This window comes from Roseibacillus persicicus (assembly GCF_014651675.1).
Classification (GTDB): Bacteria; Verrucomicrobiota; Verrucomicrobiia; order Verrucomicrobiales; family Akkermansiaceae; genus Roseibacillus; species Roseibacillus persicicus.
The window spans coordinates 1-13306 of the sequence record NZ_BMXI01000016.1; the positions used below are offsets into that span (position 1 = coordinate 1).

The 13306-nt window shown below is 55.4% G+C and carries 5 protein-coding genes; 2 read left to right on the top strand and 3 right to left on the bottom strand.

Going from position 1 to position 13306, the window contains the following annotated elements:
• Positions 1-499 precede the first annotated feature (499 nt).
• Together IE099_RS16600 and IE099_RS16605 are read right to left on the bottom strand one after the other, a co-directional pair.
• Positions 500-1957: a sulfatase family protein gene (locus tag IE099_RS16600; protein ID WP_189572380.1), complete on the bottom strand. Its 1458-nt coding sequence runs from the start codon at positions 1955-1957 to the stop codon at positions 500-502.
• A 121-nt stretch (positions 1958-2078) separates the two neighbouring features.
• Positions 2079-2885: an LpxI family protein gene (locus IE099_RS16605; protein WP_229809558.1), complete on the bottom strand. Its 807-nt coding sequence runs from the start codon at positions 2883-2885 to the stop codon at positions 2079-2081.
• Between the two features lie 99 nt (positions 2886-2984).
• Between IE099_RS16605 and floA the strand changes: the two genes are divergently transcribed.
• Positions 2985-3974 (top strand): flotillin-like protein FloA, encoded by a 990-nt coding sequence (gene floA, locus IE099_RS16610; protein ID WP_189572384.1) that lies wholly within the window; start codon positions 2985-2987, stop codon positions 3972-3974.
• A gap of 29 nt (positions 3975-4003) precedes the next feature.
• Complete coding sequence (locus IE099_RS16615) at positions 4004-4573, top strand: hypothetical protein (RefSeq protein ID WP_189572386.1); 570 nt, start codon at positions 4004-4006, stop codon at positions 4571-4573.
• 432 nt (positions 4574-5005) lie between these two features.
• Here IE099_RS16615 and IE099_RS16620 read toward each other — a convergent pair whose 3' ends face one another.
• Positions 5006-13180 carry a LamG-like jellyroll fold domain-containing protein gene (locus tag IE099_RS16620; RefSeq protein ID WP_189572389.1) on the bottom strand — a complete coding sequence of 2725 codons (8175 nt, stop codon included), beginning with the start codon at positions 13178-13180 and terminating at the stop codon, positions 5006-5008.
• Between the last annotated feature and the right edge of the window lie 126 nt (positions 13181-13306).

Here is a 13306-nt window from a genome sequence, read left to right on the forward strand (position 1 = left end):
CTCAATATGGATACGGGAACAGTGAAGAGTCTTCCAAAAAAACGTTTCCAAGCACTGATGAACCAAAGCTACCGTGAACGTATTCTTTCCCTAGCTTGATCGCCCTGTTTCAATGACAAGGTTGGAATATTCGGAACCTAATTGCCCTACGGCCTCGGCTAAAACATCACAGAGTTCGCTCGGGATCGAAAAGAAACCCATTTCCTCCTCGGACAGCTCTAACAAGTTAACGGCATCCAATTGAGATTTTCCGTTCAACCTTTGGCTCTTTGTAGGCAGACGGGATTCCTCCGCTGGGTCAAAAGGCCCTCCGCCATTCTTAGCGCCAGACTCGTTACTTCCCTTCTCCAATAGACGAGAACCAGATTGATTTTCATTCCAAAGCCAAAAGGCCGCCAGCATTAGAAAAATCGCGAGAAGAGAGAAGAGTATTCGCGACGATCTCATTGCATTCTAGAAGTGTATAGATGCCTTTTCGGCTATAGAGAGTCAATCGCCTCTACTTTTTGGGCTTCGCTTTCTTGGCCTCAGCTTTGGGAGCCTCCCACACGTGCGAGTCAGCCACGAGGGCGGTGTATTCCTTCTCGACCAAAGTCTTCAATTCCGCCAATTTCTCCGGCTTTTCGCCTGACAAGTCATTAGCCTCGTGCACGTCGGAGGTGAGGTTGAAGAGCTGGAAATCGGAAAGCGTCGCGCTCTTCACTTTCTCGGCAATCTTCTCGTTGACCGAGTTGTAGCGCGGCAGGTTCAGCTTGGCCATGAGCTTCCAATCGCCATGGCGCATCGCCACCCGGCGCTCGTTGAGGGCATTGTAGAAAACCCACAGCAGAGGCTTTTCCCGCTCTAAAGTTCCGCCGCCGAGATAGGGCAAGAGACTGGTGCCATCGAGGGCTCGGTTGCGGGGAACCTCGGCGCCGGCCAACTCCAAAAAGGTCGGGAAAAAGTCGAGACTGGAGAATGCTGCTTTTTCGGTCTGCTTGGGCGCAATCACTCCCGGCCAAGACATAATACCCGGCACGCGGAATCCAGCCTCGGTGGTCCAAAGCTTCATCCCCCGCAGCGGCGCGGCCGAACCAAAGGAATTCTTGGCCCGCTGGTAGCGAAGAAGAGTCTCGGGCCCGTTGTCCGAACTGAAAATCACGAGCGTATCATCGGTCAACCCCATCTCCGCCAGCCTCGCCTGCAGCCGTCCCACCGCCGCGTCCACATTGGCCACATTGGCAAAGTAGAGGGCCTCCTCTTCCTGACGAGCGTCCTCGCGGTAGTCCTTCACCAGACTCTCGGGCGAAGCGATGGGCTCGTGGGGTTCATGAAAGGCGAGATAGAGAAAGAAGGGCTGCTCGGCATCCGCCTTTTGCTGCTTCTCAATCCAGCCCAAGGCCTCGTCGGTCGCGATTTGGCAAGAATACCCTTCCAGGGCTCCTACTTCCTCGCCATTGCGCACGTAGTTTCTTGGGTTGGCATGTGAAGGACTGGCATTATTCTGAGTCGCGAACCAGTGGTCGAAACCGGCGGCATCGGGTTGGGGCTGGGCATCGTTGTTGAACTTGCCGTTGCAGTGCCACTTCCCTGAGAGACAAGTCGCGTAACCTGCCTTTTTCAGCAGTTGGGGAAAGGTCACCTCGGAGGCACGCAGATAGATGTCCTTGTTTCCAGGAATGAAATCGTAAACACCGGCACGGTTCGGATTACGCCCCGTCATCAGTCCCACCCGCGAAGGAGAACACACGGGCGCGGCAGAATAAAAGTCGGTGAAGCGAATCCCGCTCTCCGCCAGAGCATTGAGATGGGGAGTCTTGATATGAGGATGCCCGTAGCACTCCAGATCACCGTAACCCAAATCATCACAGAGAATCACCACGATGTTGGGGCGCTTGCCTTCCAGTGCCCCTCCCTCTTGGCCGTGGGCTAAAGTGGAAAGAAGGGCGAATAAGAAGAGAAATAGGCGGCTGCTCATAGGGAGGGTGTCGATTAGAAGACCTTTTCCAAACGAGACCGAGCAAAAACTCTTTCAGTTCTTGTCCCTGATTGGCGAACTCTTGTCTCTTTGAGCCAACCAGCAACCGGCGCCGAGAATTCTACAAAGCGACCACGCCGACCTTCAGCTTCTTGGCCAATTCCGCCGCTTCCTCCCAACCGAGAACGAGGGTCTTTTTCGCCTCAATGGCGATGGCACCCACCCCGGCCTCCGCACAATTGCGGATGGTATCGGGACCAATCACCGGCACATCGAAGCGCATGTCCTGATTGGGTTTGGAAACCTTGGCGAGGATCACCTTCTTGCCTTTTCCCAAAGCCCCACCACGGCGAACGCACTCATTGGTTCCCTCAAAGGCCTCCACCGCCAGCACCGTGCCCTCGCGAACCACCACGCTCTGCCCGATGTCGAGCCGGCTGGTTTCCTTGGCGATGCCGAAACCATAGCGCGCGGCTTCCAACTCCTCCTCGGACAAAGCGCGCCCCAAGACCGGGCCTTCGGGCGGAAGCAAGTGATCGAGAAAAGTCGTCGCAGGTAGCACGGTGATGCCGTCCTTGGCGAACTCGTCCGCCAAAGCGCCGAAGAGGGTCTCGGCGTTGCGCTGCTTCAGCTTGGCCATCGCCATCGTGATGCGGAGGTCGGGACGAAACTCGAAGAGGTTCTTGGGGGTGATCTGGCCGACCATCACGATCTCGCTGACCCCCTCCTTTTTGAAAAACTTGATGATCTTGCCCAGCTGACCCACGCGACACCAATCGAGGGTATCGACGGAATCAGCCAAGGCCGGATCCGTTTCTCCGGTGAAGGCCATGGTCACCAGCCGCATCGGTTCCTCCTGCCGCCTCGCCCCATCCACAAAGGCGGTCGGATAGAGTCCCTTCCCTGCCAGCATTCCAATCGTCCTCACGCCGCCCAGTGAACCCGACTTCGAGCCATGTCGCAAAACCAATTGCCCGAGTTGACGGATTTCGTTGCAAGCAGCCCGACAAGGGATAAGCTCTGCAATATGGAAATCATTTTCTTAGCAGTCGCTGGAGTAGTCGGTCTCGTCTTCCTCCTCTTGATGATTAACTTCTTCAATCTCTGGTTGCAGGCCCGGGTCTCGGGAGCTCCGGTCGGCTTCTTCAACCTCCTCTTCATGCGTTTACGAAAGGTGCCCCCCGCCCTGATCGTGAACAACCGTATTACCGCCTCGAAGGCCAACATCGAGATTTCCACCGATGACCTCGAGGCCCACTACCTGTCCGGTGGTGATGTCACCAACGTGGTGCTGGCTCTCGTCGCGGCAGACAAGGCGGGCATCCCTCTCCCGTTCAACCGCGCCTGCGCCATCGACCTCGCCACCAAGGACACCGGTAAGACCGTCTTGGAAGCGGTGCGCACCTCGATCAACCCGAAGGTGATCGAATGCCCGAATCCCAACACCGGAATTTCCAAGATCACCGCGGTGGCCAAAGATGGTATCGCGGTCAATGTCCGTGCCCGTGTCACCGTCCGCACCAACTTGGAGCGCTTCGTCGGTGGTGCGACTGAAGAGACCGTGATTGCCCGCGTCGGTGAAGGCATCGTGACCTCGGTAGGTTCGGCCAATTCCTACAAAGAGGTGCTCGAGAATCCCGATTCCATCTCCCGCCTCGTTTTGCAAAAAGGCGTCGACTCCGGAACTTCCTTCGAAATCCTTTCCATTGATGTCGCGGATGTTGATGTTGCCGACAACATCGGTGCCCGTCTCCAAGCCGAACAAGCCGAAGCAGACAAACAAGTCGCGCAGGCCAAGGCCGAGATGCGTCGCGCCGCGGCCGTCGCCAGCGAGCAGGAAATGTCCGCCCGCACCCAGGAGATGCGCGCCAAGGTTGTAGAGGCCGAAGCCGACATCCCCAAAGCCATTGCCGAGGCCTTCCGCAGCGGTAATCTGGGCATCATGGACTACGTGAAGTATCAGAATGTGAATGCGGATACCGACATGCGGAACTCCATCGCGGGCGAGCAGTCCTAAGCTCTAACAGCCCCCTTTCCCTCTTCCTTATGGACGACTTTCCCTTCCAGCTCGTTGTAGTCATCGTCTTCATCGTCATCGGTGTGATTCGATGGTTCCTCGAGAACGTGCTGGGGCGAAAGCCCAGCCAACAGCAGCCAGAGCATTGGGAGGAGTATAACTACGACGAGCGCGCGGACACCGTGCAGCCCCGCTCCAACAGCCTGGAAGACCTCTATGAAGAGGCTCGGCGGGAGATTCTGGATCGGCAAAACCGCAACAATCCTGAACCCGAGGTGGTTCAGGAAAAATTGAATCGCACCCCTCCCCCACTCCCACCGGTTCCCGGGAAGGCACGCATCAACCGCCCGGTTCCCGCGCAAACTTCGTCGCAAAAAGCGCAAAGTTCTTTTCAAGCGACCGCGCAGAAATCCCTCAAGCGAACCGTTCTCACCGACGCGCAGAAGAAAGCCGCCTCGGACTTTCAACAACTGGGCAAGAAAGCGAAGCGAGCCACTCGTCAGAAATCACGGGTGAAGGAAATCCTTTCCACTCCCTCCTCAGCAAGAGACGCCATCGTGCTGGCTGAAATCCTGGGCAAGCCAAAAGGACTGCGCTAGTGTCCTGCGCGCTAAGGTCGTTGCAGAAATCCGAAGGGGATTTTTTTTCAAGGGCAAGGCGTGAAGAAGGAGTGAATTGGAATTCATGACTGACGAACAACGCAGCCATTGGAAAAAAGACCCGAGATACCGCAAAATTTCGACACCGAAGGTACTGTCTCATTTAGGAATACGAAGATTGAGTTCTGTAACGAACTTAGCGTGCAGAACACGAGTGCACCGTTCCGGAAAAGGCCCCACGTTGGAGATGCGGGGCTTTTCTCATCATCTCAGGAAAGGGCGAAATCCCCTTACTCCCCATGCGGACAGCACGGGCACTAGAGCGAGGCCTCTCTCCGGAGAGAAACTGATAGCAACTGCCTTTCGTGACTAGGAGGAGCGGTGACAGGCCTCGTGATTTCGAACTCTCGATTCACAAGAAGCTCTTCACCCTCACTCGACTGCCACGACACGATAGAAACGCTTGGTCTCTTCATTCGCAGTGCTGTCGGTTGTGGTTGCACTCCCATCAACCAAAGTCATCACTTCCAAGTCGGTCCAGCCCTCATTCGTCAGGTCCGCAGACCACTGCAACTGCCAGCTCGAATCTCCCGCCCCGATCAACTGCAGCTCGGGAGCCCCATTTTCGTCGAATCCTGTTAGGGCTAGAGTCACAGTCTGGCTCCCAACGGTTGTAACGCCATCATAGGTAAAATCGCCATTACCCAGTCCAAACCCGGCGAGCGAATTCCCGGCCGCATCGAGAATGGAATCATCGTCAACGAGCCCGAAGCTTGTGGGCACCCCATTCACTTTGACTTTCCAACTATTGCCAATCCGCGTGGTGGACAGAATCTCGAGAACTCCAATCTCATCCACCGCCATGAAATCCTCGGCCCGAACGCCCGCAACCGCTTCGTCGAAGTTGACCACATAGGTCGTCACCACCCCATTGCTTTCCGACAGATCGAGCGCGATGCTCTGGACTTCAGCAGGATCCGTATCACCCACATACTCATAGACTGCGATGAAGCGCTTGTTCTGATTATTATCTACCAACAGAGTCCGGCTCGCCTCGTCCCCATTCGTCGAAGACCCCGCCAGATAGTCGCCGAGTGCATTGTTATAAATGGCATTCTGACCAAAAGCGTTGAGGTATGACTCCCCCTGTTGGCGAATACGGCCTCCGGTCTGCGAAATCCAGTGCGAGAACCGGAAACCATTGGGCTGGGCATCGCCCGCCGTGAGCACATCTCCATAAAACTCTTGGGGACGAATTTCAAAGGAACCCGGGGTGAAGGAACGGGTAATGGAACCAATTCCATCGCGACGGCCCCACTCTTCATTCGGCGCCTGGCCATTCGCGAGGTCGAAACGGAAGCGAGGCAAAATATCCAACGGATTGCCATCAGGATCTTGCACTCGAATCTCAGTCTCTTCGGTTCCAGTAGACTCATAGAAATCAATTCCAGCGCACAAGTTCAGACTTTCGATAACGACCCCGACATCGCCAACCGGTGCCCCGGACCATTCCGGCTCGGGGGTCAAGACCTTCACCACCAGATCGGCTGCAGCTCCCGGACGGGAAAACCTCTGAATACTCAAGTCGCCATCGTCTCCAAGAAAGGTAGTGAGAAGCGATTCACTGGCATAACTCAAATCAAAAGAAGACACATTAGCAACCGGCAGATTGTCCTCTGTCAGATCAACGGTGAACTTCCAGCGAATCGGATTTTCAGTCTCGCTCCCACTGGTGTAGTGATTGAAGAGATAGCGCTGACCTTCGCGGGTAATCACTGAACGACCGGAATGAACCACTTGAATCTCGACCTTCGAACCGGCAGTCAACCCAATCGCTGCCGCAGTGGTCGGTTGACCGTCCAGAGTCAGGGAAAAGCTCACGTTGTCTAACACCAAGCTGCGAATCCTTTGCATTTCTTTGCCAACATCCAGCTTGCCTGATTTCTCCAAATTGACTGTCACTTGGCCTAGGCTGCCATTGAGCATTTCCAATTCCCGCTCATCAAAAACAAGAGGATCACAATTCTGCTCAAATTCGCTCGTATCGTAATTGTCGACAATGCGAGTCGAAATCTTCGACAGCTCGTCTCTAAAAATACTAGCGAGGGCCCTGAATCCATCCGCATTGATAATATGGGGAGCTGCGGTAGCAGTGGGAACGACACTTTCCAAGTTTCCATTACTGTTAGTGAAGGTAACCAAGTCTTGGGGAGCCTGAATAATGGCCTCCACTTTCTCAAAAACATCCACGGCATCGAAGGCTGCGCCTGAGCCCTGTCGATAAGACTCCACTAGGCGATATTCGTATGCCTTGGCGAGGAGATAGAATTGCTTTCGCAAGCGGTCCTTCGCCCGCCGCTCCATCTCACGAACCACTGAGAGAGCTTGCGGGTCAAGCACGCCTTGGAAGTCCGTCGCGCTGCGATCCAATCTCTCGATCGCAATGGCATTCTTCATGACCAAAGCCGGAATTTCCCTCACTTGGTTCTGGGCCGAAAGCAATCGAGCGGCAAAGGCCTCCTTGCGCCTCATCAGTTCGCTGATCGAGTCCACCATCGAGACAAACTGAGGGTCCGTGGCCTTTACTTGTTCCAGCATTGCCGCAATTTCGTCTGCTGGAGCCTCATAAGTCCCCAAGAAAAGCTGGAGTTCCTTGACCCCCAAATAGTCATCCGAGGTTTCAGCATTTCCATCATCATAACCTTGGTCCAGATAGCCCAACTTTTGCTCAAGGTCGTTCGCCTGTGCATTGTAAGCCTCCTGCTTCGTCGTCGATTGCAGCGAAGGAGCCTCCACGGACTCTTCCAAGTCTTTGGCACTCTTTCTGAGGTCGGCCACTTGATAGCTTCCGACAATCGAGGCCCCGTCCAGAATAGTCTCCAGCGAATCCTGCTCATCGACGCGAGAGACCAGATCGAGCCCGCCCCCCGCAGCAGCCAAGGCCGGTTGCCCGACCGGCACAACTTGCATCACCGCACCCAATGTGCGCGCGGTCTTTTTCCAAGCCTCCTTGCGATCTTCCTCTTCTTGGAGATCTTCCGCCCGTTCCAAAAGCCTAGCCTCCAATTCCTGCAAGCGCTCGGTTTGCCTCTCAATCAGATCATTCAGCTCGCTCTCTTCCAACTGAAGCTCGTAGATTTCACCGCTAGTCTCGCCAGTGCGATTCTGTCCTAACAGGAAGTCCATCTGCGCATTCAAGAGCCCATTTTCCGCCGTCAGCTGAGCCTCAGCCTCGCTCAGAGCAGCGGTCTGCTCTTCGATGAAATCAGAACTCCGATTGATCCAGTAGCTTACATACAAAGCCTCGATCGCATTGTCGATGAAGGCGTCAGTGAGGAGAAAGTTGGTTTCCAGAGAGAGAAGAGGGACCCAGCCCGCGGGATTTCCATAATAGTCCAACTTGTCTGACAAACGGGCCAAGTGACGATCCACATCAGCCTCCAATTCTGCAAATTCCAGTCTCGCGTCCAAAGTATCTGGAAAGAAATCCAACGAAGGATCGACCGGACATCCCACTTCGTCCGGGTAGTTGGCGTCATCAGGCAGATGGGAAAAATCACCCAACTGGGAAAGATAGCGTTTGTAGGCAAGAAACTCGCTCTCCGCTTCGGTGAGAAAGCCTAAGAAATAGAGATCTTTGGCATAGGCCAGAGCAGAACGAACCGCGATCGGATGTAGCCATGAGTAACCCCGAAACTCCTCCGAAATCCGATCTTCGCATTCACTCAATACAACCGGCACCGTGGCTCCTTCGCTAGCGCCATTTCCTCCCAGAAGTTTCGCAAAGAGCGCCATCCCCTCGAATGGAGTTTTCAGCATGCCAGCCGCCCCACCGGAGCCGTTGGTTGAATCTCCACCATTGAGCACAAATCGAGGATGGTCCGAGGGAACTCCCTCAATCGCCAAAGCGTGAATGGTCACATCTCCCGCATCCAAACGGCTCCCTGGAGAATCCGCCAAAGGAGTGGTAATCAGTTGCCCCTGCTCGGTAGGAAAATTCACCGTTTTGGCATAAATTGTCACCTTCGTCCCAGGAACATGAAGCGCGGACTCGAAGGTCACCGTCTCAGCATAAATCCGCAACTCTTCAATGGCAGTTGGCCCCACCCAGGAGAGATTACCACTGCCGTCATCCTGTTGATAATAACCAACGGCCTCAAAGAACCGTCCCTCATCGAGACCATCCTCCGTCTGGCGAAACAGGATCTCCTTTCCCGACATCGTTACGATTCGGGTATTCGTTGATTCAGAATTCAGATTCATCAAAGCCTCCCCCTTGGCCTTGTGAATCTGATTGTAGTTGGCCCCAGCGGGATCAGGGAGGCTTTCTGGCTGCGGCTGCAGAGCAAGAATCTCCAGCTCATTCGACAAGTCTGGCTCAGGACTAATCATCACGACCTGACTTTCGCCGCCATAAGAAAAACGAACTTCAAACGGACTGCGATCTTCAATACTAGGCTCATAGTAAAACCAACCCGACCCGGTAATGAACAACGCCCCTTCCGGAGCACCAGAGACCAGTTCCAAACTCGTGCCCGGAGCGAAGGTCATTCCCAGCACCTGACTTTCTCCTACCGTCTGGGGAGGGATGGCTCCGATCGTCGCGCTTGCAGCTTCGTCGAAGGTCACCGTCACCGTAGTCGTGATTCCACCTGGCACGACATCGACCCGACTCCCGCGCGGTGGCAGCCATCCCGGCACGGTGGGAAAGGAAAGCTCATGAACGCCCAGAGGAACATTGGGGACAAGCTCTCCACTCTGGTAAACCCCTCCCTGCGAATCGACTTGCCAGCGAGCTCCCGCCGCGACCGCCTCAGCGGGCACGATATTGACCTCCAGCTCTCCAGTAGAAGTGAAGAGCAACCGGTCCCCGCTTTCCGGGTAACCGGGACTGATGAAGTCTTCCTCAACAGCATCCGGAATTACGGTCGCAACGGTGAAGCCGGGCGTCGTGAGATACTCCACCTCGAGAATCCCCAACTCCAAATCAGCACTCTCCTCGAGAAAAATCTGACCATTCTCAAAGCCCCAGGCGACAAAGCTCACTTCCGAAGGAATCAAGGTGGCATAGACCCCATGAGCTTCCAGATAGGGATGGATCGAAGAGCCCGCCCCTCCAAACGCCTCTTTAGTGGCCAATCCGCCATCAATCAAGCTTGAGAACCAGCCACTATCACCGGCCCCTAAGACCGGAGACTGCAGCTGATTGGCTGTGAGATTGATCAAGAAAATCCAATCATACCCCGGGTAGGACTCCCCCGCGAAAGTAGCAGATCGCATCACCGCGAGGACGGCATCCCCAGGGGCGCCGGAAACCACAGCCGAGAAATCCCCGGCGTTGAAGCCATTCAATAATCCACCCACTTCTGCCCCTCCCCGGAGGGAAGCCAAATACGGAGTCTCGGTCAAAACGTCCAAGTGAGGATTGGCCCCACTCAAACCTCCAAAGTCTTCAAACTTGCTCCCAAAATCGTAGCCAAAAAGCTCATTGGGACCGGACTCGGAAAAAATAATCCGACCTTCGGTATCTAAGCTGGTTCCCCCCGTCACAATCAGAACAGCCCCGTCGGTATCGATGCGATGGCCCTCGAACTTGAAGGTTCCTCCCGAGCCTCCTCCACCTTCGCCACCATTGCCACCATCACCTCCAGCGCCACCCCTTCCGCCATCTCCCCCATCTCCCCCGTCGCCACCTGCACCACGACTAGGATTGATACCGCCAATTCCATTCTCACCATCTACTCCCGACGCCCCCATGTGGATTGCTGTCGGTGCCTCTGAGGCGCCCCCTTCTCCCCCCGTTGCGACGAAGGTCCCCTTGGCCACCAGATAGCGATAAGCGGTCAAAGCGACTGCCCCTCCTCCGCCTCCACCTTGACCACCTGCAGTTCCAATCGCGCCCGCTCCGCCATCACCGCCTTTTCCGCCATCGCCGCCTGCTCCCCCTGATTCTCCATTTCCTGTATTCCGAAAGGCTTCTCCACCACCACCTCCTCCGCCGCCGCCAGCGCCGCCTGCTGCGCCACCTCCGCCACCAGCACCACCTCGCCCGCCCGAACCTCCGGCCCCGCCGGAAATCAAAAGTCCACTCCCAAGATTGCGACCGCCCCGGCCACGCCCCCCTCGCGGTCCATCCCCCCCTGCGGCTCCAACGCCGCCATCAAGGGTAGAGCCTCCGCCCCCATTGGAGCCATTGGCCCCAGCGGCGACAAAATTATAGTCCCCACCATTGCCACCATTGCCTCCGGGTCCGTGGGCGCTGCTGCTGAAAAGAGCCCTCTCGCCGCGCCCGTAAACGAGAGTATCAGAGCTCCCGCCACCACCCGAGGCCCCAAAGCCCGGCAGTCCTGCCCCTCCTTCACTACCCCACTCACCCCATCCTCCATTCTGTGCTCCTCCATTGCTGATAGCGAGCTTGCCATCGTTGCCATCGAAACCATCTTTCCCATCAGTGCTTCCCAGAATTCCACCATCACCACCATTCCGGCCATCTCCTCCTTCGGTGACCGAACCATCACCCCCAGCTCCGCCCATTCCACCAGCTCCCCCGCCACCACCAAGACCTCCCCCGGGTCCGGGCAGCACTCCATCAGCAGAGGCATCGATGACGGCTCCCTCAGGAATCACAAGGTCACGCGCCGCCACCAGGGAGATGGGATAATCACCTTTGCAAATCACCCTATCGTTGGGCTGAAGAATCAAATCCTGCCCGAAAATGAAGTGCATGATCCCTCCACGAAGCGCGACCTCATAGGGCATGTCATCACGGAAGACCCCTTCTTCATCGGTGAAAATGCCATCGCCATCTGCATCAACCGAAAAGGTTCTCGCAGTGGAATCGATCTCAATGGTGGGGCGCACTCCTTTGAAGAAAGCAAAACTGAAGACGTCTTCAAAGCCCGTCACGTCTTGCACGAAATTGCCGTTCACATCATAGGTGGTGATCAGCCAGCTCTCCGATGCTTGGTGCCATGCAGCGGAAACTTGATTATCAATATTATTAATGCCTCCCCCCTCATTACTCAATAGCAAGGTACCCGTCTCAAAGGTGTGCTTGATCGTCTTTGCGGCGTCTTGGTAAATCTCCAACTGCCAAACTGCGGAAGCCCCGGAACCAGACTTGCTCACCGTGTAGTGTCCGCCTTGGACCTCCGATGTCCCTCCGCCCTCTACCCGGCCCAATGCTTCCAGATTTCTAGTCCCTACTGCATTGATAGGGAGATAGACGAACGAGATCGGACGACGAGTATACACTCCCGCATTATCCCTGGGATCCATCACGAAAACATCGAATCCTCCATCCGACCGATCTTGGGAAAGCGCGAAGTCTCCGAGATTCGCGGCAGCGTTCACGAGCAATACTCCTTCCGAAGACGAAAAATCGCCCAAGCTCGTCAGGTCCACTCGACTCACTCCGCCCCCGAGATCTTGAAACTCTTGTCCGAGAAAAATCCCTCCCGCCGCAGACCGGATTTGCAGTGGTCCTTCGTCGGTTTCAGCAGAAGTCACCGCGCCCAACCAGTCGGAATATGGAAACCACCCAAAGGAAACATCGAGATTGGCTTCACCTCGCTCCACGTTGTGAGTAGCAATAAAGTAGCGATCCGGAAAAAGGTAAGAAGCCGTGCCAGCCTCCGAAACAGCCGTCTGACTTGTAATGCGAGAGCTGGAAGCCGCGACCGAACTCACTAAAACACCTTCCGCAACATCATCCTTGGAGGGAAAATTGAGAAAGTAATCAGCTCGTCCACTTTCACCATAACCAATCTGCACCCCCGCACTCGAAACCGAACTCAAGGAGAGAGAGATGGAAGAAGAGTGATTCGAACTCGCATCTAATTCCTCCACCAAAAGAGTCCCCACCGCAGGAGAAAGGGCCGGAGCCGAATTCTGCGAGGGTCCTTCCTGATACAAAGCCGCCAACTCGACCGCCGAAAGCGCCTCATCATAAATTCTCGCCTCTTCGATGAAGCCCTCAAAAAAGCGATTGCTCCCATCTGTATGCCTCTGTCCAAAGTGCGCGAAACTTGTTCCGCCAGCATAATCCTGCCGCGTGCCCTGCGTCGCACCACTGGTGCTATAAAGAGCCCCCTCGCGGTAGATTGTGATCTCATTTCCGGGACCGTAAACAATCGCCACCATCACCGTTTCCGGCGAAGTCACACTCTCAGCAGCACCCCCGTTGTTGGATACTGAACGCAGAAAACTATTACTGCCATTCATCCACTGAGAGGTCGCTCTTTCGCCAAAAACAATCCCATCGAAAGGGTCGGTCGCAGCCGTTCCTCCAACCACAGTTAGAACCCCGCCTCCTCCCTGCCCCAAGTCATCAACTCCTGCCCAAACAACCAAAGTGCGCTCAGACAAATCGCCGGAAAGCGGAGCTTTCGTGACCGCAAAATCGTCACTCCCATCCAGATAGAGCCGACCGTCATAAAGTGCTCCTCCCCCGTTGAATTCCAGATCGGCTCCTCCAACCGAATCCGTCCCGTCCTCAAAAGTCCAGCGGTGAACCTCGTCAGCGTGCGAAGAGTTGGAACAGAGTAAGACTAAAGCAAAGCTTCCGATCAGACCTACCTTTTGAAAATGGCGCGAGTACGTTGTCATGTGATGTTGAAGAGGGTTGTTATCTCTTCATTAGGTTCCTGAACGTAATCCTTACAAAAAATCGCCTCATGGCTCGATATTTTTTCCCAACACCAATTTGGGAGACCGTCAGAAGAAGCCAAGCGG

Bases quoted from the DNA above. Each gene is read 5' to 3' on its own strand.
- IE099_RS16600 (WP_189572380.1), bottom strand. From the start codon at position 1,957: ATGAGCAGCCGCCTATTTCTCTTCTTATTCGCCCTTCTTTCCACTTTA.
- floA (WP_189572384.1), top strand. From the start codon at position 2,985: ATGGAAATCATTTTCTTAGCAGTCGCTGGAGTAGTCGGTCTCGTCTTC.
- IE099_RS16615 (WP_189572386.1), top strand. From the start codon at position 4,004: ATGGACGACTTTCCCTTCCAGCTCGTTGTAGTCATCGTCTTCATCGTC.
- IE099_RS16620 (WP_189572389.1), bottom strand. From the start codon at position 13,180: ATGACAACGTACTCGCGCCATTTTCAAAAGGTAGGTCTGATCGGAAGC.